Origin of the sequence: Pseudomonas sp. MWU13-2517 (genome assembly GCF_023242545.1) — a bacterium.
Lineage (GTDB): Bacteria > Pseudomonadota > Gammaproteobacteria > Pseudomonadales > Pseudomonadaceae > Aquipseudomonas.
Genome location: NZ_JALMFA010000001.1, coordinates 185,179 through 209,363, shown reverse-complemented (window position 1 = coordinate 209,363; position 24,185 = coordinate 185,179). Strand labels below are relative to the sequence as shown.

The 24,185-nt window shown below is 60.5% G+C and carries 21 protein-coding genes and 3 pseudogenes; 10 read left to right on the top strand and 14 right to left on the bottom strand.

Features of this window, described 5'->3' with window-relative positions; all coding sequences use genetic code 11:
* Positions 1–172 precede the first annotated feature (172 nt).
* Together M5B97_RS00950 and M5B97_RS00945 are read left to right on the top strand one after the other, a co-directional pair.
* Positions 173–823 (top strand): DUF2625 domain-containing protein, encoded by a 651-nt coding sequence (locus M5B97_RS00950; protein ID WP_248730434.1) that lies wholly within the window; start codon positions 173–175, stop codon positions 821–823.
* A gap of 251 nt (positions 824–1,074) precedes the next feature.
* A pseudogene (locus M5B97_RS00945) lies at positions 1,075–1,179 on the top strand (transposase domain-containing protein); the annotation flags it as partial.
* 16 nt (positions 1,180–1,195) lie between these two features.
* Here the strand turns inward: M5B97_RS00945 and M5B97_RS00940 are convergent.
* Complete coding sequence (locus M5B97_RS00940) at positions 1,196–1,561, bottom strand: hypothetical protein (protein ID WP_248730433.1); 366 nt, start codon at positions 1,559–1,561, stop codon at positions 1,196–1,198.
* A 464-nt stretch (positions 1,562–2,025) separates the two neighbouring features.
* On the opposite strand from M5B97_RS00940, the gene M5B97_RS00935 reads away from it, so the two are divergent.
* Positions 2,026–2,841: an META and DUF4377 domain-containing protein gene (locus M5B97_RS00935; protein WP_248730432.1), complete on the top strand. Its 816-nt coding sequence runs from the start codon at positions 2,026–2,028 to the stop codon at positions 2,839–2,841.
* Between the two features lie 380 nt (positions 2,842–3,221).
* Positions 3,222–3,680 (top strand): Hsp20 family protein, encoded by a 459-nt coding sequence (locus tag M5B97_RS00930; protein WP_123718483.1) that lies wholly within the window; start codon positions 3,222–3,224, stop codon positions 3,678–3,680.
* Positions 3,681–3,806: 126 nt separating this feature from the next.
* Here the strand turns inward: M5B97_RS00930 and M5B97_RS00925 are convergent.
* A pseudogene (locus M5B97_RS00925) lies at positions 3,807–5,014 on the bottom strand (MFS transporter).
* Positions 5,007–5,117, bottom strand: a pseudogene (locus M5B97_RS00920) (diiron oxygenase); the annotation flags it as partial. The pseudogenes M5B97_RS00920 and M5B97_RS00925, both read right to left, overlap by 8 nt.
* Before the next feature lie 378 nt (positions 5,118–5,495).
* Here M5B97_RS00920 and M5B97_RS00915 point away from each other — a divergent pair.
* Together M5B97_RS00915 and M5B97_RS00910 are read left to right on the top strand one after the other, a co-directional pair.
* Complete coding sequence (locus M5B97_RS00915; protein ID WP_248730431.1) at positions 5,496–6,104, top strand: LysE family translocator; 609 nt, start codon at positions 5,496–5,498, stop codon at positions 6,102–6,104.
* Positions 6,105–6,473: 369 nt separating this feature from the next.
* Positions 6,474–7,484, top strand: coding sequence for a GlxA family transcriptional regulator (locus tag M5B97_RS00910; RefSeq protein ID WP_248730430.1), 1,011 nt, complete (start codon positions 6,474–6,476; stop codon positions 7,482–7,484).
* A 21-nt stretch (positions 7,485–7,505) separates the two neighbouring features.
* Here the strand turns inward: M5B97_RS00910 and M5B97_RS00905 are convergent, their stop codons facing one another.
* From M5B97_RS00905 to M5B97_RS00885, 5 genes are read right to left on the bottom strand one after another with little or no spacing between them, the layout of a single operon-like run.
* Entirely contained in the window at positions 7,506–8,765 is a 1,260-nt protein-coding gene (locus M5B97_RS00905; RefSeq protein WP_248730429.1) for an FAD-dependent oxidoreductase, read from the bottom strand.
* A 3-nt stretch (positions 8,766–8,768) separates the two neighbouring features.
* The gene (locus M5B97_RS00900) at positions 8,769–10,340 is read right to left on the bottom strand and encodes an aldehyde dehydrogenase (NADP(+)) (protein ID WP_248730428.1); all 1,572 of its coding nucleotides are present in this window, start codon (positions 10,338–10,340) and stop codon (positions 8,769–8,771) included.
* A gap of 59 nt (positions 10,341–10,399) precedes the next feature.
* A complete protein-coding gene (locus tag M5B97_RS00895; RefSeq protein ID WP_123718477.1) occupies positions 10,400–11,347 on the bottom strand; it encodes a dihydrodipicolinate synthase family protein in 948 nt (315 codons plus the stop codon).
* Positions 11,348–11,381: 34 nt separating this feature from the next.
* The gene (locus M5B97_RS00890) at positions 11,382–12,308 is read right to left on the bottom strand and encodes a 4-hydroxyproline epimerase (protein ID WP_248730427.1); all 927 of its coding nucleotides are present in this window, start codon (positions 12,306–12,308) and stop codon (positions 11,382–11,384) included.
* A gap of 11 nt (positions 12,309–12,319) precedes the next feature.
* Complete coding sequence (locus M5B97_RS00885; protein ID WP_248730426.1) at positions 12,320–13,945, bottom strand: APC family permease; 1,626 nt, start codon at positions 13,943–13,945, stop codon at positions 12,320–12,322.
* Between the two features lie 175 nt (positions 13,946–14,120).
* Here M5B97_RS00885 and M5B97_RS00880 point away from each other — a divergent pair, with 175 nt between their 5' ends.
* Together M5B97_RS00880 and treS are read left to right on the top strand one after the other, a co-directional pair.
* Positions 14,121–14,888: an AraC family transcriptional regulator gene (locus tag M5B97_RS00880; RefSeq protein ID WP_248730425.1), complete on the top strand. Its 768-nt coding sequence runs from the start codon at positions 14,121–14,123 to the stop codon at positions 14,886–14,888.
* Positions 14,889–14,973: 85 nt separating this feature from the next.
* Complete coding sequence (gene treS, locus M5B97_RS00875) at positions 14,974–17,040, top strand: maltose alpha-D-glucosyltransferase (protein WP_248730424.1); 2,067 nt, start codon at positions 14,974–14,976, stop codon at positions 17,038–17,040.
* 65 nt (positions 17,041–17,105) lie between these two features.
* Here the strand turns inward: treS and M5B97_RS00870 are convergent, their stop codons facing one another.
* From M5B97_RS00870 to M5B97_RS00855, 4 genes are all read right to left on the bottom strand, one after another.
* Positions 17,106–17,711 (bottom strand): cysteine hydrolase, encoded by a 606-nt coding sequence (locus M5B97_RS00870; protein WP_248730423.1) that lies wholly within the window; start codon positions 17,709–17,711, stop codon positions 17,106–17,108.
* Positions 17,712–17,828: 117 nt separating this feature from the next.
* Positions 17,829–18,572 (bottom strand): 2OG-Fe(II) oxygenase, encoded by a 744-nt coding sequence (locus M5B97_RS00865; protein ID WP_248730422.1) that lies wholly within the window; start codon positions 18,570–18,572, stop codon positions 17,829–17,831.
* Entirely contained in the window at positions 18,556–18,828 is a 273-nt protein-coding gene (locus M5B97_RS00860; RefSeq protein ID WP_248730421.1) for an Ada metal-binding domain-containing protein, read from the bottom strand. Before M5B97_RS00860 ends, M5B97_RS00865 begins: the two co-directional genes overlap by 17 nt.
* A complete protein-coding gene (locus M5B97_RS00855) occupies positions 18,821–19,417 on the bottom strand; it encodes a 2OG-Fe(II) oxygenase (protein ID WP_248730420.1) in 597 nt (198 codons plus the stop codon). Before M5B97_RS00855 ends, M5B97_RS00860 begins: the two co-directional genes overlap by 8 nt.
* A gap of 167 nt (positions 19,418–19,584) precedes the next feature.
* Here M5B97_RS00855 and M5B97_RS00850 point away from each other — a divergent pair, with 167 nt between their 5' ends.
* Positions 19,585–20,136, top strand: a complete 552-nt coding sequence (locus M5B97_RS00850; protein ID WP_248730419.1) for a GNAT family N-acetyltransferase — start codon at positions 19,585–19,587, stop codon at positions 20,134–20,136.
* Between the two features lie 2 nt (positions 20,137–20,138).
* On the opposite strand, the gene M5B97_RS00845 is transcribed toward M5B97_RS00850, so the two are convergent.
* Both M5B97_RS00845 and M5B97_RS00840 read right to left on the bottom strand, forming a co-directional pair.
* On the bottom strand, positions 20,139–21,050 hold the full coding sequence (locus M5B97_RS00845) for a LysR substrate-binding domain-containing protein (protein WP_248730418.1): 912 nt from the start codon (positions 21,048–21,050) through the stop codon (positions 20,139–20,141).
* Between the two features lie 116 nt (positions 21,051–21,166).
* Entirely contained in the window at positions 21,167–22,177 is a 1,011-nt protein-coding gene (locus tag M5B97_RS00840; RefSeq protein WP_248730417.1) for an aldo/keto reductase, read from the bottom strand.
* A 255-nt stretch (positions 22,178–22,432) separates the two neighbouring features.
* Between M5B97_RS00840 and M5B97_RS00835 the strand changes: the two genes are divergently transcribed.
* Positions 22,433–24,151 (top strand): hydrogenase maturation protein, encoded by a 1,719-nt coding sequence (locus M5B97_RS00835; protein ID WP_248730416.1) that lies wholly within the window; start codon positions 22,433–22,435, stop codon positions 24,149–24,151.
* The last annotated feature ends 34 nt before the right edge of the window (positions 24,152–24,185 follow it).

Below are 24,185 nucleotides of genomic sequence, written 5' to 3'. Positions count from 1 at the left end.
CGCCGGTAGAGCAGGGGCCGGGAATCACAGACGCAGCGACATACGTGGTTCCGGTTTCTTTCGAGTTTCGAGCAGATACCGGCTCATAGCTGGTTTGTTAGTACCCACCGACCCTAAATCCGCGATATTGCCTATGCGGCTATAATCTGTTCTTTTTTCCAGGGACCGGCGGATGAAAAGTCTGGAAGACCTGATAGACAGTCGAGACCCCGCGCTACCCCTCATTGAAAAAATGTTGGGAGCTGCCAGCTTGGGTTATCAGTTGCTCCCTCCGTCCACTGATAGAGCTCGTGTTCTTTCCGGCCTGCAGATTACAACTAGATCTGCGCTGGGGGCGATAGCCTACGAGACTGGTGGTCTACTCATTGATCACGGCTGGCTACGCCTGATCGGCTCCGGCCATCCGCAATTGTCACGAAATCTTGTTGATTGGAACACGGGCCGCGGCGATGGTTATTTACTGGTCGCCGACGATGCTGCTGGAGGGTTCTTCTCCATCAACGGCGGCGGTCTGGGCGTTGATGTAGGAGCGATGTATTACTGGGCACCCGATACATTACGGTGGGAGCAACTGGATATTGGTTATACCGACTTTATTGGGTGGGCCTTGAGCGATCGGCTCGCTACTTTTTACGATGGCCTGCGCTGGGATGGTTGGCGTCATGACCTGCAGGGAATGAGAGCAGATCAGTGTTTTTCATTCTTTCCTTTTCTCTGGACTAGTGAAGGCTCAATCGACAAAAGCAGCCGCACGCTGATCGATGTTAGTGAGCAGTTTGAGATAAACGTCGAGTTAGCTTCCAAACTCGACAGGCCAGATTGATGGACAAATTGAAACACCTGCGTCCTTCGCTCAGCGAGTGCTACTCATACGTAGAACATTCAGTTTCCGGGATGTTGCCTTACGAAGAATAGCCAGTCCGCTGTATCGGCATCCACCGGTCCTACGGTTTACCAATGAACCCGCCTCTGTGCGGGTTTTGTTATTTCTGAGAAGAGGAAACACCCATGCAAATGCCCAACGGCGCCACTCTCGAGGTCGCGTCCATCTACGGCACGGCGATCCCATTCACCGGGCATGACTCGTGCGCCTATCTAAAGGATATTCTCACGCGCTTGCCGACGCAGCAGGCCAGTGATATTTCCGAGTTGCTACCGCACAAATGGACGTTAGCGTAATCAAAAAGCTTAACCGCTAGGCGGCAAGCTCAACGTAGCTAGATTCCCCACCTCCAGTCGCGCCCGACAACCAACCCCATACGAACATCAGAGTGGTACGTCCTGCGTGATCAACGCCTACCGTGCCACGAGACCAGCCAGCAAGAATCTCACCATCCGTAGTTAAGCAATGATAAAGAAGCTCAATGGTATCGGGGCCAGTCACGCGTCCGACTTGATGACCCATGCGGATCCGGCCGCCTTGATAAGTACCCCAAATGGAATCTTCTTCGACATAGTAGTGAAATACTGTGCCGGCACCGGATAGCCCGTGGGCGTTACCCGCTACCGTAAATCGGCGATTGTTCAAACGCTCCTTGATTTGAGCAAGGGGGATTTCCATAAGATGTCGGGTCCTTTTAGTCGAAGTGTTCCATTACAGCCTTCGTTGATCTTAAGCCATTTTTCGTGCTTGATGAGAGGTCTACTTGCCTATCCCTAGAGTTGCAATTCACGACGATAAAATGCGAGATGTGTTCACTTTCCGCTTACTTTTATTGCCCAACGGCAAGTGCGGGAGTTCCGAAACTACTTCATTTTTGCGACTGGGCGACTGCTCCGATAAGGCGATAATCCCGCTTGCAGGTTCTATGTAAGATTTCGCAACACTCCAGCGCTCCTGCTCGGAAAACCGAACGAGGCAGGTGATGTCCGACTGCTATCGGTAAAAATACGAGGCCGCCCGAGCGGGCATTGGGTCTACACTCAGCCAACTCCTCGCACGACCTCAAAATGCCGGTTTAGGCGTGCGTTTATCTTGCCAGCGCAGGATAACGCCCGTACTCATCAAAGCTGACAGAGTGAACCATGAAACAAAATATTCTTCTTGTGGCCGTCTGTGCTGCACTGATCCAAGGCTGTGCCGCCACTTCCAAAAGCCATGAAGAATCGCCTTCCATGCCTACTACTACCTCAGCTGCTTTAGCCCAGCCAGCATTAGCCGCTTACTACTGGAACCTGGTCTCGGCTACTGACGCTTCGGGCAAACCGCTCGCTGCTATGAACAAAGGTATCGAGCGCAAGTTGCGCGTTTCCTTCAGCGACAAGAACCTGAATATCAGTGGTGGTTGCAATGGCCAGTTCGGCGCCTATCACTACCAGGACGGGATTTTAAAGGTGCAGCCACTGGCCTCTACGCTAATGGCCTGCGACAAGAGTCTGATGGACCTTGACGCCCAGGTAGGTCGATTCTTCAAGGATGATCTGCGCGTCGTCATCACCGGGGATAAAACAGAGCCTATGCTGCAACTGACTGCAGCGGACGGTTCGGTGCTCAAGCTGCAGGGCGAGGCTACTCCGGAGACGCGCTACGGTAGCAAGGGTGAGGTCAAGTTCCTGGAGGTAGCGCCCAAGACCGTCAAGTGCAGCCATCCGATGATCCCTGACTATCAATGTTTACAAGTGCGCGAGCGTCGCTATGACGACGCCGGCCTGCAGCGTCCGACCCAGGACACATGGCATCCGCTGTATCAGCCTATCGAAGGCTTCGAGCATCATGATGGAGTGCGTACCGTGTTGCGGGTAAAGGAATACGAATGGAAGAATCCGCCAGCCGACGCCCCGTCGAAGGTTTATGTGTTAGATCTGGTGGTTGAGCAGGACGCGTCTGGCACCCTTAAGTAAACGAAACACGACGCTGGCCGGTATACACCAGCAAATGGTGTGTACCGCTGTTTCAGCGTGACACCACAGAGAAAGCCGAATACGGCCTTTGATGATTGTCTGCGTCTGCGCCGGTTCGATTCCGACCTCTGCCTCCCCTGTCTAAAGCCCCACAACCATCAGGTTGCGGGTTTTTTTGTGCCTGCGGATTTTATCCGGTGCGGCAATCGGAACGGTCCCCAGACACCGAAATCTTTGGCCCTCCAACCAACGCTGACTCGGTGTGTAAAAATTTTTTTCTGCGATCTTGAAATTTTTTTTGGCGTACATAAATTTTTATCACGCGACGCCGAATGCGGGTCGCGCACTTAATCACTTGGATTTAATCAGGAGATTTCGAGATGGCTACTACCCTTTCGCTGGCCCCATTGTTCCGTCAATCCGTGGGCTTCGATCGCTTCAATGACCTGTTTGAGTCGGCGCTGCGCAGCGAGGCTCCAAACACCTATCCGCCTCATAACGTGGAAAAGCACGGTGATGATGAATATCGCATTGTCATTGCTGTAGCCGGACTCACTGAAGCGGATCTGGATATTCAGGTCGAGAAGGGCGTCTTGACAGTCGTGGGTGACAAGCGCGAAACCGAGAAAGAAGTCACCTATCTGCACCAGGGCATTGCGCAACGGGCATTCCGGTTGTCGTTCCGCCTGGCGGATCATATCGAGGTGCGCGCCGCCTCGATGAACAACGGGCTATTAAGCATTGACTTGTTGCGTGTGGTGCCTGAAGAGGCCAAGCCTAAACGCATCACGATTGGTGGCGGTAAAGATACCGACCTGCGTGAGGTAAGTGTGCAGTAAGTAAGCGGTAATGAAAAAGGCGCTCTCAGGAGCGCCTTTTTTTTGTGTTTGTGGCTTCGCAACGATGAAGCGTCACGGGTTCCTGAGACCCTCTGTTTCCAAAGCTATGTACCGGTCAACCGCGCATCACGCCAGGCTTTGTATCCTGGCCGCCCGATTGATGCGTTCGTTGATAAACAGCGCGCTACCGCTCAGGACAATGAAGCTGATGGCCAGCGTCATTTGAAGGTCATAACGACTGAGATTGACCAGGCACTGATCAACCCGCCGCCGATGAAAATAATCGTATTACCTGCCGAAGCCGAAGCCCCGGCGTTGTCCGGGAACAGCTCCATCGCTCTGGATGTCGCGGCGGGCCGCGTGATGGTCGTGCCCGCCGTGCAGATCATCATGGGCACCAGCACGGTCAGTGGCGTCAGGCCGTAGAGGTTTGCCAACAGCATCATCGTCAGCCCCGCGAGGAAAATAAGGCACAAGCCGGTGTTTATTTGCGTTGCCGATTCCAGGCGTTTGTTGAGTACACCAGCGAGCACGCCGCCCATGACGTAAGCCGCACCATAGAGCAGCAACATCAGCGAGAACTCGTAGCTGCTCATGTGCAACTGTTCAATGAATACCAGGGGCGAGACCACGATAAACGAGAAATGGCAGGCAAACACAATGGCGCAGATCAGCCAATACGCGATGAAATTGAAGTGGCGACACAACTGCCCGTAGGTCTTGAAGATATTGAGGTTCGCCCCCGCATTCAGGGCTGGCGGGTTGCGCAGCGACACACTGGCCTTGATAAACACCACGATGGCAATCGCGGCGAACACATAAAAGCTGCCCTGCCAGTCCAGCCAATGCTGCAGCACGGTGCCCACCAGCGGCGAGATCGAAATGAAGATCCCGCTGGCCGTCACCATCAGGATGCGCAACCGGTCACGCTCCTTGCCCACGAACAGGTCCTGCACCAGCGCCTGGGACAATACAAAACAGCCGCAACCTATCGCCTGGGTGACGCGAAATATCAGAAAGGCAGCATAGTCCTTGGCCCAGACGCAGCCCAAGGCGCCCACCACCGAAACGGCCATGCCGCCCAGCAGCAGATTCTTGCGACCAAGTGCGTCAGACAAGGGGCCGATCAGCAATTGCGAGAGCGAGATGCCGATAGCGAACACGCTGACGGACAATGCAATGTCCGATGGTGTGGTGCTGAAGTGCGCTGACAGCGCTGGGAACGAGGGCAGGAGCACGTCGATCGGGAATACGCCCAGCATGACCATGGTCATGAGCAGTGCGACGGCGGCGACTTTGGTTGCCCGGCTAGTGCGATCGGTTATCTCAGGCATCAATCAGTCCCTCCATGCTGAACAATTCCCTGTACGCTCGCTGCTCAAAAAAACCGGCGCGTTTCATAGCCTGCAGCGTCGCCGTGGCACCGGAGCGAGCACGTCAGGCGCGGGCCTCGGGTGCCAAGACGCGCTAGATTGTTCTGCCTCGGCTGCACAAATGCCAGTGCTGGCCAGGCGATAAAACGGGTCAGGCGGGAGGAATACAGCGCATCCAGTTCAAGCTGAGTGTGATCTTTGTAGTTCCAGATAACGGTAAACGGCCCCAATCGGCATAACTTAACCCATGCGTGATTTTTTTTGCGCCCCTTCCAAGCGTTACAGTCGCGCCAAAAAGGAGGAACGGCATACGGTTCCGCCCGCTGCCGCAGTTCCTCAACACCGCCAAAGTGTATTCCTGGATCCATCCTTAGCTGTACGGGGCGCCAGGGGCGCAAACCCACTACTGTCGCAGGCATACACATCGCCAGGATGCCGCGCCATGTTCATTTCCACCAGCCTGCTGTCAGCCTTTGTGCTGTTCGCTTTCGTGTCTTCGATTACCCCTGGCCCCAACAACACCATGTTGCTGGCGTCGGGGGTGAACTTCGGGTTTCGCCGGTCGATGCCCCACGCCCTGGGGATCAGCGTCGGCTTCATGGTGTTGGTGATTTCGGTCGGGCTGGGCCTGGGCGAAGTGTTCAAGTTGTTCCCATGGGCCTACACGCTGTTGCGCTATGCGGGCGCGACCTACTTGCTGTACCTGGCCTGGAAGATTGCGACCTCCGCCGGCATGTCCGACAGCAGCGACGAGCAGGGCAAACCCATGACGTTCCTGGCGGCAGCGGTGTTTCAATGGGTCAACCCCAAGGCGTGGATCATGGCGTTGGGCGCAATCACTACCTATACGCCAGCTGAGGGCTATGTCACCAATGTGCTGGTGATCGCCCTGGTGTTTGCCGTGGTCAACTTGCCCAGCGTGTGCCTCTGGGTGGGCTGTGGCAGCGGCTTGCGCAATGTGTTGCGCGAGCCGCGCTGGTTGCGGTTGTTCAACGGGGTGATGGCTGCGTTGTTGGTGGTGTCGTTGTATCCGATGCTCGCGGGCAGCTGAACGGCATTAAACCGGCGATATGGTCGCCAGCATGCCGATGCCGATGGTCAGCACCAGAAAACCGAACAGGAAAAGTGCCATCTTGGTCATAACGCCTCCGAAGGGAAGGGAACGGCAGGCACCTGCCTGCCAGGCTCGACAAGGGTGTCGGGAGTGAGGCAATTGTCCGCCCGAGGCAGATTTCGATACAGACGCAGATGGTAAAGAAAAAACCGTATCAGATGAGGCCGCGTCTGCACGGGCGCGGGCTTGGGAGCGGGTGGTGTTTATCAAGCTCAGCACCGCATGCCACGTTTTCGCCGCTTTGCTGCACCAATCCTCTAAGATGTCGCCCACAGCATTCGACAATAAAAAGTGGGCCGAGCCTCGATGGAAAGACGTCAGTTCAGCGGTGGCATGAAAGGCAAGAACCTGCGCTACCTCAATGATTCCTCCCAACAGCCGTCGCCGCGCACCCGCGTCGGCTTTTTGTTGCTTGAGCACTTCTCCCTGCCTGCATTCACCCAGGCGCTCGATACCCTGATCACCGCCAACCTGTTGCGGCCCGAGCTGTTTTCCACGCGTACTTTCGGCTTCAGCGACGCCGAGGTTATCAGCGACCTGGGCCTGGTGATCCGCCCCGATGCGCCCCTGCAATCTTCGGCATTGCAGGATCTGGATCTATTGGTGATCTGTGGCGGTTTCCGTACCGAGCTCAAAGCGGGCGATGAGTTGATACAGCTGCTGCATGCCGCCGACGAACAAGGCATTGGGCTCGCCGGCCTGTGGAACGGCGCCTGGTTCCTGGGGCGTGCGGGGCTGCTGGACGGTTATCGCTGCGCCATTCACCCGGAACATCGCCCGGCGCTGGCGGAGGTCTCCAAGGCGGCCCAGGTCACGAGCGAGCCCTACGTGATCGACCGCGACCGTCTGACCGCCTCCAGCCCATCGGGCGCCTTCCATATGGCGCTCGACTGGATCAAGAGCCTGCACGGCAAGGCCTTGGTCGAAGGGATCGAAGACATCCTGGCGTTCGAAGAGTCGCGCTATCGCCGGATCAAACCCACGGAGAACGTCTGCGTCAGCGCGCCGTTGCGCGAAGTGGTGAAACTGATGGACGCCAACCTGGAGGAACCTCTCGAACTGGACCAACTGGCGGTGTATGCCGGGCGTTCCCGACGCCAGCTTGAGCGCTTGTTCAAGGAGCAGTTGGGCACCACACCGCAACGCTATTACATGGAGTTGCGGGTGACGGAGGCGCGGCGTCTGTTGCAGCACACCGAGTTGTCACAAGTGGATGTGCTGGTGGCGTGCGGGTTTGTGTCGCCGAGTCATTTCAGCAAGTGCTACAGCGCCTACTTTGGGTACAGGCCGTCGAAAGAGAAGCGGCTGGTCAAGTAGCCAGCCGCTGCGAGTGACGCTTCAAAAACGTTCCAGCCGGTACGGGGCGAGTTCCGGCAAAGGGGGCTGCGCGGTACCGGTTACGAGCAACTGAGCAACCATTTGCGCTGTGACGGCCGCCTGCGTCAGCCCCAGATGCTGATGGCCGAACGCGAGCAGTACCTTGCCGTTGCAGACACGATCAATGATCGGCAAGGAATCGGGCAGGGACGGCCGAAAGCCCATCCAGGGCGTGGCGTCCTGCGTACTCAGGTCCTGCCGAAACAAGCCCTGGCTCAAGCGATGCAATTGCCAGGCGCGCTGCATATTCGCCGGTCGATCCAGCCCGGCGAACTCCACGGTACCGGCCAGGCGCAAGCCACCGGCCATGGGCGTCATGATGAACTTGCGTTCAAAGGACGTCACTGCGAAGGGCAGGCGGTCCCGCTCGTGGGGCAGCATCAGGTGATAGCCACGTTCGGTGTCCAGCGGGACTTTTTTACCGGTCAGTGCAGCGGTGAGCCGGGCCGAATGTGCACCGCAGGCGATCAGTGCCTGGTGTGCCGTAACTACGCCCTGGTCGGTCATCAGTGAAACACCATCGCCCTCGATACGCCCATCCATGACGCGCTGCTTGAGGAACTGCACACCTTGAGCCTTGGCGGCCTTGACCAGCTCGCCGACCACCTGAAAGGGGTCGAGAAAATGGCCTGTGCCGGGGAAAAACAGCGCACCGCGGATGTCGTCGCTCAATTGCGGCGCCGCCTGGCGTACCGCGTCGCCTGACCAGAACTGCACCGCCACGTTCTGCTGCTGCATGCGCTCGCGCAACGCCTCAATCGCCGCATGGGACTCGGCGCGCTCATACACCAGCAGCGAGCCGTCTTCACGCAGCAGGTGTGGTTGCCCGATCGAATGCAACAAGCGCTGCCATGCCCCCAGGCTGGCCTCATTGAGCGCACGAATGCCCGCCACCGTACGCCGGTAGCGGGCCGGGCGCAGGTTCAACAGCAGGCGCACAAACCAGGGCAGGGCGCGGGGCAGGTATTTCCAGTCCAGGCGCAATGGGCCCATGGGGTCCACCAGCATCGCCGGCAGACGCTTGAGGATCGACACATCGGCAATCGGAAACACCTGCTCGGTCGCCAGGTGCCCGGCATTGCCATAGGAGGCACCCATGCCCGGCTCCTGTGGGTCGAGGACCACTACGCGGCGGCCCTGACGCGCCAGTTGCAGGGCGCAGGCGACGCCGATAATGCCGGCGCCGACGACGGCGATATCGGCCGTGTTGGAAGCGGACATGGCCTACACCTCTCTCTGGCCGTCGAGCAGGCGCCGCAGCTGCAGCGGATTGGCCCGCTCAAGCGCGCGGGGCAGCAGGCTGTCCGGAAAGTCCTGATAGCACACCGGGCGCAGGAAACGCAGGATCGCCGCCGTGCCCACCGAAGTGCTGCGCGCGTCGGAGGTCGCCGGGAATGGGCCGCCGTGGACCATGGCGTCGCAGACCTCCACGCCGGTTGGCCAGCCGTTGACCAATAGGCGCCCGGCTTTGCGTTCAAGCACCGGCAGCAAGGCTTTGGCGCTTGTCAGGTCGGCTTCATCCAGGTGCAGGGTGGCGGTGAGCTGGCCTTCCAGATGCTCGCACACCTGGCGCACTTGCTCGTCGTCGGCGCACACCACCAGCAGCGAGGCGGCCCCGAATACTTCCACTTGCAGCTGCTCGTTGGCTAGAAAGGCGTCGGCCTGGGTGATGAACAGATGCGCCTGGCCTTGGTTCGGGCCTGTGGGCGCCAAACCTTGTGCGGCGATCTGTGCGTGTTCCGCCAGTGCAGTCACGCCGGTTGCATAGGCGTTGAAAATACCGGATGTGAGCATGGTCTGGGCTGCGCATTCCTGAAGCTGCGCGCTTGCCGCACCGACGAAGCGATCCAGCGCGTCGCCGGCAGTGGCAATCACCAAGCCTGGGTTGGTACAAAACTGCCCGGCACCCTGGGTCAACGAGGTCACAAACCCTTGAGCCAATGCGGACGCGCGGGCTTGCAGTGCCGCAGGAAACAGCAGCACCGGGTTGATCGAACTCATCTCGGCGTATACCGGGATCGGCTCCGGCCGCGCCTGCGTCGCCTGGGTCAAGGCGAGACCGCCGCTGCGCGAACCGGTAAAGCCGACGGCCTTGATTCGCGCATCGGTGACCAGGGCGATACCCACTTCACGCCCCGAACCGTACAGCAGTGAAAACACGCCCGGGGGCAAACCACAGGCGTTTACCGCCTGGGCCACCGCACGTCCGACCAGCTCGCTGGTGCCGGGATGGGCGCCGTGTGCCTTGACGATCACCGGGCATCCCGCCGCCAGGGCCGAGGCGGTGTCGCCGCCGGCCACGGAAAATGCCAGCGGGAAATTACTCGCGCCGAAGACCGCCACCGGTCCGAGCGGCACATGGCGTTGACGCAGGTCCGCCCGGGGCAGCGGTTGTCGTGCAGGCTGGGCAGTGTCCACCCGCACGTCGAGCCATTCACCGGCACGCACGGTGCGTGCGAAGGTGCGCAATTGCCCGCAGGTACGGCCGCGCTCGCCTTGGATGCGCAGAGGCGGCAGGCCGGTTTCGGCCACGGCGCGTTCGATCAATGCATCGCCGAGCGCCTCGATGTGGTCGGCAATGCTTTCGAGAAACGTGGCGCGAGCCTCCAGGGAGGTTTCGCGATACGTGTCGAACGCTGCCCATGCCAGGGCGCAGGCCTGTTCGACGTGTTCGCCACTGCCGCCGTGGTAGGCGGGTTCCAGTGGCGTATGGGTGGCGGGATTGATGGCCCGGATCGCTTCGCGATTGCCGGAAACGGCGTGCTGACCGATCAGCATACTGCCCGTCAGAGTCATGGAGTCGTCCTGCGAATAGAGGGGTTGGCCGCCGTGGCCGTCACGGCGGCGCGTAAAGGTCAGGCGACGTTCTGTTCGGCCGACCAGTTGGCGTACCACTGGCGGAACAGTGCGTACTGGTTTTCGGCATAACGACGCTGGGCGTCGCTGAGCACGTCGGTTTCATTGAAGTGCAGGGCGTATTGCCGGTCGCCGTTGAGCACCATCAAGTGCTTGTAATACAGCACCAGGTCGCAGCCTTCGTCGAAGGAGGACAACACGGCCAGCGCCGCTTCCAGTTCACGGGCCTGGCGTCGGGCCTTGGCATCGCCCTTGGCGGCCTGCTTGCTCAAGGCGACCAGTTGCAGCACTTCCCGGGGCAGGGCGTTGCCGATACCCGTGATGGCGCCGGTGGCGTTGCAGTTGACGAAACCGTGGACCACCTGGGTATCGACGCCCACCATCAGGGTGACGTCATCGTCCTTGGAGGTGATGTTTTCCGCCGCATAACGCAGGTCGGCGCCACCGCCGAACTCCTTGAAGCCGATCAGGTTCGGGTGTTCGCGGCGCAGTTCGAAGAACAGGTCGGCACGCGTGGCGAAACCGTAGTAAGGGCTGTTGTAGATCACGGCCGGCAGGTTGGGCGCCGCCTTGAGAATCGCCGCGAAGTGGGCCTTTTGCGCGGTGGCGCTGGCGCCACGCGACAGCACGCGGGGAATCACCATCAAGCCATGGGCGCCGACCTTGGCCGCATGGGCCGCGTGGGCCACCGCTTCACGGCTGTTCACCGCACCGGTGCCGACAATGGTCGGTACGCCGGCAGCCACCAGGCGTGCCACGCCTTCCTGGCGTTCGGCTTCGGTGAGCAACGGCCAGTCGCCCATGGAGCCGCAATACACCACGGCGCTCATGCCGATATCGATCAGTTCGCGGCCTTTGGCAACCAGCGCATCGAAGTCCGGCTTGCGGTCCGGGGTGCACGGGGTCATCAGTGCGGGGATACAACCGGTGAAGATGTTGTCGCTCATTGTTTTAGCTCCGTTCAGTTGAAGAGGTGAGGGCTCAGATGCCCCAGGCGAAAGGGTCCTGCGCGTCGATCAGCAAGGTGCTGTCGGCGGTCATATAGGCGCGGCCGGTAATGAAGGGGCGTACGTGTTCGCCGTCCCATTCATAACGGCCTTCGAATTGGCTGCCGGTGATGCTGGCTTGCACCCAGGTTTCACCCACGGCGAGTTTTCCATCGGTGGCCAGGCAGGCGAGCTTGGCGCTGGTGCCTGTGCCGCAAGGCGAACGGTCGTAAGCGCCGCCGGGGCACATGACGAAGTTGCGGCTGTGCGCCTGGGCGTCGTCGGCGAACAGTTCGATATGGTCGATCACTGCACCGTCTGCGCCGCAAATGCCGTGGGTCTGCAGGGCTTTGAGCATCGCCCGGGTGTAGTCGCCCAGGGCGTCGACGTTATCCATCCGCAGCGTATGGCCGTGGTCCGACACCAGGAAAAACCAGTTACCGCCCCAGGCAATGTCGCCGTGCACGACGCCATAGCCTGGCACCTCCACGGGCACGCCCTGGCGATAGCGATAGGCGGGCACATTGCGCAGGGTCACGGCGCCGTCTGCATGCAGTGTGGCGGCGACCGGGCCGACCGGCGTATCGATGTTGTGCACTCCGGGCGCGATATGGCCCAGGTAGTGCAGCGAGGCCACCAGGCCGATGGTGCCGTGGCCGCACATGCCGAGGTAGCCGGCGTTATTGAAGAAGATCACCCCGCACGTCGCGCCGGGAGTGATCGGCTCGCAATACAACGCACCGACCAGCACGTCGTTGCCACGGGGCTCCAGCAGGCAGGCGCGACGCCATTGATCGTGATGGGTACGCAGGTATTCAAGTTTTTCGGCAAGGGTATTGCCGACCAGCTCAGGAAAACCGTCCATGACCAGGCGCGTAGGTTCGCCGCCGGTATGGGAGTCGATAACGTGCAGCTGTTTCATGGCAAGCTCCATCAATGGGTAGCCGGGGACAGTGGGGCGCTGTAGTGCGTATCGCTGACGGCTTCGCTTTCGTCGTCGTCGTTTTCCAGGCGTACAAGATGCGCAGGCACACCGGTAGCGGCACCCCAGTAATAAATACCCAAGGCGCAGGCCGCGACGACCACCGTGTCGAATGGATGGCTGATCGCACCGATGCCACCGAAGCTGCCGAGCTTGGAGAGCAGGATGGTCAGCGCATAGAAACCGATCAGCCACGCCGACGAACGCACTTGCTGCCGGATGTTCAGGTGCGCGGTCGGCACCCAGCGTGCGCACAGCAGGTACACCACGAACATCAGGATTTGCAGGCCAAGCAGCCAGGACACCGTGCTCCAGCCGGACCAGTACACGATCAGCGCGGCAATGATGAATGACAGCGGGCCGAGTACCGCCATGCCCTTGACGCGGAACGGGCGCACCAGGCGCGGGGCGTTGCGGCGCAGGGCGGCAACGGTTACCGGGGCCACCGCGTAACTGAGGATCAGGGCGGCGGAGACTACGTTGATCAGTGCTTCCCAGGACGGAAATGGCAGGGTCCAGAACACCGACAGGCCGAAGGTCAGCCACAGCGCCGGGCGCGGGATGCCGGACTTTTCATCGATGCGCGTGAACACCTTGAAGAAGGTCCCGGTCTGTGCCCAGCCATACACCACGCGCGGGGTGGCGTTCATGTAGATATTGCCGCAGCCGCTGGGGGAGATCACCGCGTCGGCCACCACCAGGTACGCCAGCCAACCCACGCCCAGTGCCAGGGCGATGTCGCGATAAGGCAGCGCCAGCTGTTTGCTGATCCCGGCCCAGCCGTCGGCGAGCATGTGCGTCGGTACACCACCGAGGAACGCGGTTTGCAGCAATACGTAGATCGCGGTGGAGAGCAATACGGAAAGGATCAGCGCAATCGGAATCGTGCGTTGCGGGTTTTTTACTTCACTGGCCACCGAGATGATCGGCGTGAGCCCCAGGTACGCAAAAATCACACCGCCGGCCGACACGGCCATTTCAATCCCCGAAAGGCCAAAGGGCGCGAAGCCATGTACCTGGAAATTTTCCGGTTTGAAGAAGGTAAACAGCACGCCGATCACCAGCAACGGCACGATGAACTTGAACACGCTCACCAGGTTATTGGCGATGGCGAAGGTCTTCACGCTGCGGTAGTTGAGGAGGAAGAACAGGCACAGCAGAGCAAACTGCACCAGCCAGCCGAGGGCGGTCGGGTCGCTGGAATTGGCCTTGGTCAGCTCGGGAAACCATGCCGCCGCATATTGGCGCGAGGCGACCACTTCAATCGCCACCAGGCTGGAAAACGCAATCAGCGTGATAAAACCCATCAAGTAGCCGAGCAACGGGCCGTGGGAGTACACGGGGTAACGCACCACACCACCGGCACGGGGCAACGCGGCGCCCAGTTCGCAGTACACAATACCCAGCAGCAGCACCGCGAAACCACCCAGCAACCAGGAGAAAATCCCTGCGGGACCGGCGATTGCAGACACATGGCTGGCCGCAAACAACCAGCCCGAACCGAAGATGGCACCCAGCCCGATAAAGGTGAGGTCCATCAGTGAAAGTTGTTTCTTGAACTTGCCTTGAGCAGACATGGCGGCGCCTTCTTGTGAGTTATTGGATAGGCATGCAGTGGCGCTATCCTGAACGCATCACGCGGGCGACGATTGATGTTTTGCGCAGATGTGGATGACGAATTCGGCACAATTTGTCGCGCTCGACAGGACCCCGGGCATGGGGCACTCTGCTCGAAAAACTGGAGTTTCGCCTATGTTGCACTCCGCGTTTGCGAGCCTGTGCCTGGGGCACGAGGCCAATGGGCCGGAAAGCATCGAGCAGTTGTTGAGCGGCGTGGCGCAGCTGTTGCCAATGCTGGATGTGATCCCCAATGCCGCGATTTTCATCAAGGATGTCGACGCCCGTTACGTACTCGCCAACCACACGCTGGTGCAGCGCTGCGGCCTCAAGCAGCTGCAACCGCTGCTGGGCAAGACCAGCGCCGAAGTCTTCCCTGCGCAACTCGGGCCGGGCTATACCGAACAGGACCGGCGTGTGCTGGAGGAGGGCTTGGTGCTGGAGGACCAGCTGGAATTGCACCTCTACGGCACCCGCGAACCGGGTTGGTGCCTGACCCATAAATGGCCGTTGTACGACCAGGAAGGGCGAGTCATCGGTTTGGCCGGGATTTCCGTCGACCTGCAATCGGCCAGCGAAACCCACCCTGCCTATCAACGCCTGGCGGCCGTGGACGAGTACATCCGCCAGCATTTCAACCGCCGCGTCACCTTGGGCGAGCTGACGCGTATCGCCGGGATTTCCGTGGCGCAACTGGAACGCTACTGCAAGCGTGTATTCCATCTGACGCCACGGCAGATGATCCAGAAAGTACGCCTGGAGCATGCCCATCGGTTATTGCACAGCGAATTACCGATCACTGAAGTTGCGCTGCAATGCGGCTATACCGACCACAGCGCATTCACTCGCCAATTCAAGGCGTCGACCGGGTTCACCCCACGCCAATATCGGCAGCTGCAATAGTTGCCGCCATCGCAATGCAACGAATGGCCGCCATTGACCCTCCTATGCTTACCAATACCCTTTCCACCACACAGGTATCAGGCTTATGACGGCGGCAGACAACGATCATGTGAACTGGCTGGTTGAGCAATCGATGCTGCATGCGGCGCGGCAGCGGGCCAGGCTCTATTCGGGGCAGGGACGCTTGTGGCAGCAGCCCTACGCGCAGACCCGGCCCCGTGATGCGTCCGCGTTGTCGTCTGTATGGTTTACCGCGTACCCGGCTTCGATTGTGACCCGCGAAGGCGGCACGGTGCTGGAGGCGTTGGGGGACGAAAGCCTGTGGCACGCGCTGTCGAAGATCGGCATTCAGGGCGTTCACAACGGGCCGTTGAAAAAGTCCGGCGGGCTTTCGGGTACCCGGCACACGCCGACCATCGATGGCAATTTCGACCGCATCAGCTTCGAAATCGATCCGCAACTGGGCACCGATGCACAGTTGCAGGCATTGACGCGCATGGCGGCGGCGCACAACGCGGTGGTGATTGACGACGTCATCCCATCGCACACCGGCAAGGGCGCGGATTTTCGCCTGGCCGAAATGGCCTATGAAGACTATCCCGGTCTTTACCACATGGTGGAAATACGCGAAGAAGACTGGCCCTTGCTGCCTGAAGTCGCCGAAGGGCGCGATGCGCAGAACCTCAGCCCGGCGCAGGTCGACGCATTGCGCGACAAGCACTACATCGTCGGCCAACTGCAACGCGTGATCTTCTTCGAACCGGGGGTTAAGGAAACCGACTGGAGCGCAACGCCCGTGGTGCAGGGCGTGGACGGCAAGCCGCGGCGCTGGGTGTACCTGCATTACTTCAAGGAGGGGCAGCCGTCCCTCAACTGGCTGGACCCTTCGTTCGCCGCGCAACAAATGATCATTGGTGACGCCTTGCACGCCATCGATGTGATGGGCTCCAAGATCCTGCGCCTGGACGCCAACGGCTTCCTGGGGGTGGAGCGCAGGCTCGATGGCACGGCCTGGTCGGAAAGCCATCCGCTGGCCGTCACCGGCAACCAGTTGCTGGGCGGTGCGATTCGCAAGGCGGGCGGGTTCAGCTTCCAGGAACTGAACCTGACCGTGGACGATATTGCCGCCATGTCCCACGGCGGTGCGGACCTGTCCTATGACTTCATCACCCGGCCGGCCTACCAGCATGCTTTGCTGATGGGGGACACGGAGTTTTTGCGCCTGATGCTGCGCGAGATGCACAGCCAGGGCATTGACCCCGGCTCGCTGATCCACGCGTTACAGAACCACGATGAACTGACCCTGGAACTGGTGCATTTCTGGACCCTGCATGCCCATGACACTTACCTCTATCAAGGCCAGACCTTTCCCGGCAACATCCTGCGCGAACACATCCGCGAGCAGATGTACGAGCGCCTGGCCGGTGAGCAGGCGCCGTATAACCTCAAGTTCGTGACGAATGGGGTGTCCTGTACCACGGCAAGCATCATCACTGCCGCCCTGGGTATTCGTGATCTGGAGGCGATCACAGCTGCCGATATCAGGCAGATCCGCCAGCTACACCTGTTGTTGGTGATGTATAACGCGATGCAACCTGGGGTGTTCGCCTTGTCAGGCTGGGACCTGGTGGGTGCGTTGCCATTGGCGGCGCAGCAGGTGGCGCATCTGATGACGGATGGCGACACCCGCTGGATCCATCGCGGTGCCTACGACCTGGTGGACCTGAACCCGGACGCTGAGTTGTCGGCCGGGCACATGCCGCGCGCGCGAACCTTGTACGGCAACCTGAACGAGCAGTTGCAGGATCCGGAATCGTTTGCGTCGCAACTGCAAAAGATCCTTGCGGTGCGCCGTGCCTATGACATCGCGGCCAGCCGGCAGATCCTGGTGCCGGATGTCGAGCACCCAGGCTTGCTGGTGATGGTCCACGAACTGCCGGCGGGGAAGGGCACGCAAATTACGGCACTCAACTTCGGTGCCACGCCGATTACCGAAACCCTGCACCTGCCCAATATCGCGCCGGGCCCGGTGGTAGACATCATCAACGAGCGGGTCGAGGGCGACCTCACCGCCGAGGGTGAATTCACCCTCACGCTGGATGCCTACGAGGGCCTGGCGCTGCGGGTGGTCAGCCATACACCGATGCTTTGAGTGCCGAAGCGCTGAGCGATTGGTTTATTGAACAGGGGGCGACTCGTTGATGAGTCGCCCCTTGTTTATTGTGCTTTCAGCCCCGCCAGAAACGCTGTGTGTTGCAGTGGCTGGGAAAACATCGGCAGCGTGTAGCTTTCGGCTGCGTGCTGTTGTTCTGCGCTGAATGTCGCGGTGCAATCGGTCAGGGTGACCACGTCGTAGCCTTTTTCATAACCCGAGCGCACCGTGCCTTCGACGCAGCAATTGGTCAGGAATCCCGCGACCACCAGGTTCTGGATGCCGTTGTTGCGCAGCACCAGGTCCAGGCCGGTGCTGGCGAACGCGTCCAACCCACGCTTGCCCTCAACCAGGATATCACCGGGTTCGCGGCTCAAGGCATCAGTGATCTGCGCGCCCCAGGCACCGGCACGGAAGGCGCCTGCGTCTACGACGCCTTTGAGAATCCCGTAGGAGCGCAAGGTCAGCTCAGGGTAGCTGTCGGCAAACTGGATCGGCATGTGGATGATGGTCACGCCGAGCTTGCGCGCCTGTTCAATGGTTGCGGCGGTGTTGGCCAGCATGTTGGATGCGTGCATCACGTCTTTCACGGCGTCGTGGAAGACGCCACCGGGCGTAGTGAAATCGTTCTGGTATTCGATCAGGACAATTGCCGTGCTGTGGGCGTGCATGGTGCGTCTCCTGGCGTTGGAGGGGAGGGTGCGGTTAATCGTAGGCGATAGGTAGCGTTGCCGCTGCCTTTGGCAACGTTATTGGCGGACAGTTGTTCCCGACGTATCGGCACCCATTCATCTGGCATCGTGGAAAATGATACCGAGGGTTCGGCGTTCGCCACGATGAAGCCGGCTTACCCCGTGGCGAACCGTCACCCGGCAAAACCCCCGGGCCGAACGCGCCGGACGGCTGTTCACCGCGAAAATGACTGCCTGGCCTTGCTCTAGCGGGATGACCTCAACCTCGCCTGGCCGGTTGGCGCGGGTCTGGGTGAGGACGAACTCGCCCCCTTCGAAATCCAGCCCCGGCTGATCCAGCAGGAACACCACCTGAAAAGGAAACACCTGCTCGCCATACAGGTCTTGGTGAAGGCAGGTGTAGTCATTTTCCCGGTAGCGCAGCATCAACGGTGTGGGCCTGCATTGGCCGGCCTGATGACAAACGGCTTTGAACGCGCGGTGAGTCTCGGGGAACCGTTGACCCGTCTTCAATGCCGAGTGCCAGCGGTTGGCGATGGGCGCAAGGTGGCTGTACAACCGGGTTCGCAGGTCTTCGACGAGGGCTGGCAGGGAATAACGGAAATACTGGTATTCACCTCGGCCGAAGGCGTGGCGCTCCATGATGATGCGGCTGCGAAAGCAGTCGGTATCGGCGTACAGCGCCGCCAAGTCCTGGCATGTCTGGCGGGTGAGCAAGGTCGGCAGTCGCGCAAACCCGCTGGTCATCAGTGACGCTTCAATCACCTGCCAATCCAGGTCTGCCAGGTCGGCCCCACAGACGAGAGGGCTTTCGAGCATCAGGTCATTTTGGGTTTTCATGATGTTTCCATTGTTGATATTCGGCAGGCATACAGATGGCGCAAGGGCGATAGCCCGCGGCGATCGCGCTGGGTTCGTCGAGGAAGAACACGCGATTTTTCACATAGCCGCCACGCGCGATTGCTAGCAGCGCCGCTCGGCAATCGAGCTTGCCGTAACGTTTGCCCTGCCGATGGCCGCCCAGCGTTCCCGGTTGGCTACTGGGGCAGGGATGGCCTACTGGGCTCAATAGCATCCAGACACGCCGGTCATCCATGGACCCGCTCCGCTGCACAGTGAAAGTTCAGGAAAAACCCAAGCCGCTCGCCGCTTCTTACCCGGCTGATAGCGCGTTTCATCGTGACGCGGTAGTAGCCCTTGCTGCCTTTGAAAGGCCGTTGCGCCGTGGTGGTGATGGCGATATCCCCCAGGCGCAGGGGCACCACCATCGGGCGTGACTGCATCCTCGGCCGCTGCTCGACCAGCACAAGCTCGCCGCCGGTGAAGTCCTGCCCTGGAGCGGACAGCAACGCGACCAGCTGAAACGGAAAGCCCTGTTCGTCAGCTATATCCTGCCCAAGCTCCAGGTACTCGCCTTCACCCAGGCACAACAGTTGCGAGGGTTCCTCCCGTCGGCCGGCGCAGAGTTGCAACGGGAACGTGTATGGCCGTTCGCCGATCAGGTTCCAGTGGTTTGCGATCTGCGCCAGGGGCGCATAAAACCCGTGCCTGAGGCGGTTCAGCAGCGCAGGGTGGTGTTCGCGCTTCCAGTCGGGCGGGCTGAGGAATCCAGGCAGCACGACAAAGCCTTCCTGGTCGAGTGCCACGCGGATACTGTGCCAATCAAGGGTGTCGATTCGGTGCATGCCGGCTCCAGTCATTCGACGGCAGTTACACGTGTCGCTGCCGAGAAAACAGAGTAGGGCGCCCCTTGATAGCAAAAACTCCGGTTCTTGCGATGGAAGTTCAAGCGCTGTTTAATCAGCCACATCTCGTGCCCCGCCTGGGCACGGTCAGATCCTGGAGAGCATGGATGCAATCGCTGCCTGTCGCTTCGCCAATCGTTGGCGCGTCACTTGAGCTGCGCCCACTGGCGCCAGGGGATTTTGAGGCGCTGTATCACGTCGCGTCCGACCCTTTGATCTGGGCTCAGCACCCCAGCCCTACGCGTTACCAGGAAGCGGTCTTTCGCGAATGGTTCAAAGACGCACTGATGTCGGACAGTGTGCTGGTGGTGATCGACCGTTCCAGCAACCAGGTAGTCGGCAGCTCGCGTTATTACGAATTCAACGAGAAGGCACGCGAGGTCGCGATCGGCTACACCTTTCTGGCCCGCGAAAAATGGGGCGGTGGGGCGAACGGGGAACTCAAGCGCCTGATGCTCAGGCATGCCTTCCAGTGGGTCGACACGGTCTGGTTTCATATCGCGGCGCAGAATATTCGTTCGCAACGCGCCATGGAGAAAATCGGCGGGAAGTTCTCCCACTCGTCAATCATACAACTGGCCAACGGCACGCAGGAAAATTTCTTTTATAAAGTCGAGCGCGCCACGTTTGAGCATCGGGAGTCGGTGACCGATACCTGAGCTCAGGTTGGGCTTGGCTGCTCCGCCAGTGCCAGTACCTGCTCGCGGAAAACACTCACGATCGGGCGCAGGTCCACCCGGTGCCACGCGGCCCACAACCGTACGCAGGGCCTGAACCAGTCCAGCTCACGCAACACCACCGTCGGGCCTGCGCTGCTGGCCAGGCTGCTTTGCACCATGGCCAGGCCGAGTCCGGCGGACACCAGCCCGAGTACGCTCAATGGGTCGGTCGCCTCCAGCGACAAGCGCGGGACGAAACCGGCGTCTGCGCATCGGGCGATGAAGTCGTCGCGTTTATTGATCTGGTCGGGCTGGCTCCCGGTGATGATCCATTCCTGTTCATGCAGGTCGGCGGGGGTGAGTTCGGCCTTGGCCGCCAGCGGGTGTTCGGCTGGAATCGCCAGCAGCATGGGGTCGTTCAGCACGGGGAGAGCGAGCAGGTCAGGGTCGTTTTCGGGCGCAGGCTCGCAGACCAGGGCGATGTCCAGGCTGCGTTGGCGCAGGCCCTCGAACTGCTCGCGTGGGGTCATGTTGTAGAGCGCAATGTGGATCTGTGAGCGCTCGGCGCGGATTGCCCGCACGGCGCCTGGCAACACGCCGGCATGGATGGCGTGATTGACGTAGCCGATGCACAGGCCGCCTTCCTCGCCACGCCCCAGGCGCTTGCCCAGGGACTCCAGGCGTTCGGCGTGCTTGAGCAGCCCGCGGGCTTCGGACAGGAAGGTGCGCCCATCGGCGGTGAGGAATAGCCGCTGGTTGCGTCGTTCGAACAAGGCCAGGCCAAGGTGATCTTCGAGCTGGGCGATTTGCCGGCTCAGGGGCGATTGGGATATGTGCAGTTGTTCCGCTGCGCGGCCGACATTTTCGCATTCGGCGACGGCGACAAAATAGCGCAGCTGACGTAGATCTTGCATGGTACCTCCTGGGAATTGCCTTACCTTTTACTCGGGTGTTCCAGGCTTGACCAGCCGTCGCGTGCAAAGGGGCCGCCTTCGCTCAAGGCGTCGGCGACCCTGTCAATGGCGTGACTTCAAGCAGCTGGCACAGGCGCCAGAGCGCTGATCAGTCCTTGTTGGCGCAAAGCGTTCCAGAACGCGGCGGGAATCCGCGCACTCAGTGCTGCGTGGTCCTCGTTGGCGTGCAGCGGTCGCGTGGCCCCGGGGATCGCCGCGACCACGGCCGGGTGGGCCAGGGCAAACTGCAGGGCTGCGGCCTTGACGTCGACGCCGTGGGCGCGAGCGACTTCACGTATGCGCTCAAGCTTGTCCAGCACCGGCTGGGTCGCCTTCTGGTATTCGAAGTGTTCGCCACCGGCAGTCACACCCGAGCTGTACGGGCCGCCCACGACGATGCCGACACCTTGCTCCAGCGCTTGCGGCATCACGCGTTGCAGGGCGCGGTCGTGGTCCAGCAGCGAGTAACGGCCCGCCAGCAAGAACCCATCGGGTTGCGGTTCGTTCAGGTCCAGGGTCAACTCGATCGGCTCGACACGGTTTACACCCAGGCCCCAGGCCTTGATCACGCCTTCTTCACGCAGGCGAGTCAGCACGCGGAACGCGCCTTTGCGTGCGGTCTCGAAGCGCTCCAGCCACTCGTCACCATAGAAGTCCTGGGCGATGTCATGAATCCAGACAATATCCAGGTGATCGGTTTTCAGGCGGCGCAAGCTGTCCTCAATCGAGCGCAAGGTAGCGTCGGCGCTGTAGTCATCGACGATACGGTTGCGGTTGCCGTATTCGAACAGGCCGCTCTTTTCGCCCAGTTCACGGCTACCCGGGTCTTCCAGTTCATCGAGGAGGATCCGGCCGACTTTGCTGCTCAGCACATATTCGTCGCGAGGGCGGCCCATCAAGGCCTCACCCAACCGCGATTCGGAAAGGCCGGCACCGTAGAACGGTGCAGTGTCGAAATAACGGACGCCGTTGTTCCAGGCCGCATCGACCGTGGCTTGCACCTCGGCCTGTGGCACGTTGCGGAACATATTGCCCAGTGGCGCGGTGCCGAAACCCAGCGGGTTGGCGATAAGGGATTTGAGGCTCATCGGTATTTATCCTGGCAGGGGGAGCGTGTAATCACTCCGATGGCGGCCATGCTAAGGCGCGCCTCCCAAGACCGTCCAAGTCATAATTAGACAGACTTGAGACCTTTCGTGCACAAGCCTCTTCCGGCAACCGGCTCAAGCTTGATCTCGATCAGGTGATCGCACCGGTTCTGGCTCTACCCTGGCGTCTCCATCAAAGGCCAGGGAAGGCTGAATGAATGCCACTGGCCGCGCATTCTCAAGGAAGAGTCCGTCATGCGGTCAATGAAGATCATCTTGTTGTCATCGGCGTTCAACGGTTTGACCCAGCGTGCCTGGCTGGACCTGCGTCAATCGGGTTATGACCCCAGCGTGGTGGTGTTCACGGATGAAGCCACGGTGTGCCGGCAAATTGAGGAGTCGGCGGCGGATCTCGTGATCTGTCCCTTCCTCAAGGACCGGGTACCGCGCCAGCTATGGAGCAACCCGGATCGACCGATTGTGATCATTCATCCGGGTATCGTCGGTGATCGCGGCGCCAGTGCGTTGGACTGGGCTATCACGCAGCAGGTCAGCCGCTGGGGCGTCACGGCGCTGCAGGCGGTGGAAGAAATGGACGCGGGGCCGATCTGGTCGACGTTTGAATTCGATATGCCCAGCGATGTGCGCAAATCCGAGTTGTACAACGGTGCGGTAAGTGACGCGGCGATCTATTGCATTCGCGACGTGGTGGAAAAATTCGCCGGCGGTTTCGTGCCCACGCCGCTCGATTACACGCAACCCAATGTCGTCGGGCGTTTGCAGCCGAATATGAAACAGATCGACCGCTCTTTCAGCTGGCACGATTGCGCGCGGTTCATCAAGCGCAGCATCGATGCCGCCGACGGGCAGCCTGGCGTGCTGGCGAGTCTCGCAGGTGGGCAATATTACCTGTACGACGCACATCTGGATTCGCGCTGCGGCCTGCCGGGGGAGATTCTTGCGGTTCAGGACGACGCGGTGCTGGTTGCCGCCGGCGACCGAAGCGTGTGGATCGGTTCACTCAAGCGCAAGGCCCAGCCAGGGGAGGAAACCTTCAAGTTACCGGCACGCCACGTGTTGGCCGGGCAGTTGATGGATGTTCCGGTGCTGGACAGTTCAATCGCCGGCCAGGATTGCAATGAGTTGGCCTATCAACCGATTCGCTACCGTGAGTTCGATCATGTTGGCGAACTGACCTTCGAGTTCTACAACGGTGCCATGAGCACCGAACAGTGCGGGCGGCTGGTCGCTGCGCTGCGTTGGGCCAAGGCGCGCGATACACGGGTGCTGTTGATCAAGGGCGGGCGCGGGAGTTTTTCCAACGGCGTGCACCTTAATGTCATCCAGGCCGCGCCTGTGCCGGGGCTGGAGGCCTGGGCCAATATCCAGGCGATCGACGATGTTTGCCGGGAGTTGCTGACGTCCCGGCAACTGGTGGTCAGTGGCCTGACCGGCAGTGCCGGTGCGGGCGGTGTGATGCTGGCGCTGGCGGCCGACATCGTGTTCGCTCGTGCGGGTGTTGTGTTGAACCCTCATTACAAAACCATGGGCCTGTACGGTTCCGAGTACTGGACGTACAGCCTGCCTCGCGCGGTCGGCAGTGAACAGGCGCACACACTTACCGAAGAATGCCTGCCGATCAACGCCGTTCAGGCGCGGCAATGCGGGATGGTGCAGGAGATCGGCCCACGCTGCCCGAGGGAGTTCGGCGCCTGGTTGCTGCAAGAGGCCAAGCGTGCGTTGACTGATGGAAAATACGCTGCTTATCGCGCGCGCAAGGCCGCTATGGATTTCGAACAGATTGAGCTTTGCCGTCACCACGAGTTGGCCCAGATGGAGTTGGACATGGTGCACAACCGCCAGCAGTTTGCGCAGAAGTGCAGCAACTTTGTGTTCAAGCGCAAGAGCTGCCAGACACCGCAGCGTTTGATTGCGCCCTGGGCAGTGACGCGTGAGAGCGTCCTGGTTGCCTGATGGGGTGTAAGACCCGGCCTCGTGTAGTGAGGCC

Coding starts and splice junctions, on each gene's coding strand:
- M5B97_RS00840 (WP_248730417.1), bottom strand. CDS start 22,177: ATGAGCCTCAAATCCCTTATCGCCAACCCGCTGGGTTTCGGCACCGCG.
- M5B97_RS00935 (WP_248730432.1), top strand. CDS start 2,026: ATGAAACAAAATATTCTTCTTGTGGCCGTCTGTGCTGCACTGATCCAA.
- M5B97_RS00950 (WP_248730434.1), top strand. CDS start 173: ATGAAAAGTCTGGAAGACCTGATAGACAGTCGAGACCCCGCGCTACCC.
- M5B97_RS00865 (WP_248730422.1), bottom strand. CDS start 18,572: ATGAAAACCCAAAATGACCTGATGCTCGAAAGCCCTCTCGTCTGTGGG.
- M5B97_RS00910 (WP_248730430.1), top strand. CDS start 6,474: ATGGAAAGACGTCAGTTCAGCGGTGGCATGAAAGGCAAGAACCTGCGC.
- M5B97_RS00855 (WP_248730420.1), bottom strand. CDS start 19,417: ATGCACCGAATCGACACCCTTGATTGGCACAGTATCCGCGTGGCACTC.
- M5B97_RS00905 (WP_248730429.1), bottom strand. CDS start 8,765: ATGTCCGCTTCCAACACGGCCGATATCGCCGTCGTCGGCGCCGGCATT.
- M5B97_RS00845 (WP_248730418.1), bottom strand. CDS start 21,050: ATGCAAGATCTACGTCAGCTGCGCTATTTTGTCGCCGTCGCCGAATGC.
- M5B97_RS00870 (WP_248730423.1), bottom strand. CDS start 17,711: ATGCACGCCCACAGCACGGCAATTGTCCTGATCGAATACCAGAACGAT.
- treS (WP_248730424.1), top strand. CDS start 14,974: ATGACGGCGGCAGACAACGATCATGTGAACTGGCTGGTTGAGCAATCG.
- M5B97_RS00850 (WP_248730419.1), top strand. CDS start 19,585: ATGCAATCGCTGCCTGTCGCTTCGCCAATCGTTGGCGCGTCACTTGAG.
- M5B97_RS00835 (WP_248730416.1), top strand. CDS start 22,433: ATGCGGTCAATGAAGATCATCTTGTTGTCATCGGCGTTCAACGGTTTG.
- M5B97_RS00890 (WP_248730427.1), bottom strand. CDS start 12,308: ATGAAACAGCTGCACGTTATCGACTCCCATACCGGCGGCGAACCTACG.
- M5B97_RS00940 (WP_248730433.1), bottom strand. CDS start 1,561: ATGGAAATCCCCCTTGCTCAAATCAAGGAGCGTTTGAACAATCGCCGA.
- M5B97_RS00895 (WP_123718477.1), bottom strand. CDS start 11,347: ATGAGCGACAACATCTTCACCGGTTGTATCCCCGCACTGATGACCCCG.
- M5B97_RS00880 (WP_248730425.1), top strand. CDS start 14,121: ATGTTGCACTCCGCGTTTGCGAGCCTGTGCCTGGGGCACGAGGCCAAT.
- M5B97_RS00930 (WP_123718483.1), top strand. CDS start 3,222: ATGGCTACTACCCTTTCGCTGGCCCCATTGTTCCGTCAATCCGTGGGC.
- M5B97_RS00900 (WP_248730428.1), bottom strand. CDS start 10,340: ATGACTCTGACGGGCAGTATGCTGATCGGTCAGCACGCCGTTTCCGGC.
- M5B97_RS00885 (WP_248730426.1), bottom strand. CDS start 13,945: ATGTCTGCTCAAGGCAAGTTCAAGAAACAACTTTCACTGATGGACCTC.
- M5B97_RS00860 (WP_248730421.1), bottom strand. CDS start 18,828: ATGGATGACCGGCGTGTCTGGATGCTATTGAGCCCAGTAGGCCATCCC.
- M5B97_RS00915 (WP_248730431.1), top strand. CDS start 5,496: ATGTTCATTTCCACCAGCCTGCTGTCAGCCTTTGTGCTGTTCGCTTTC.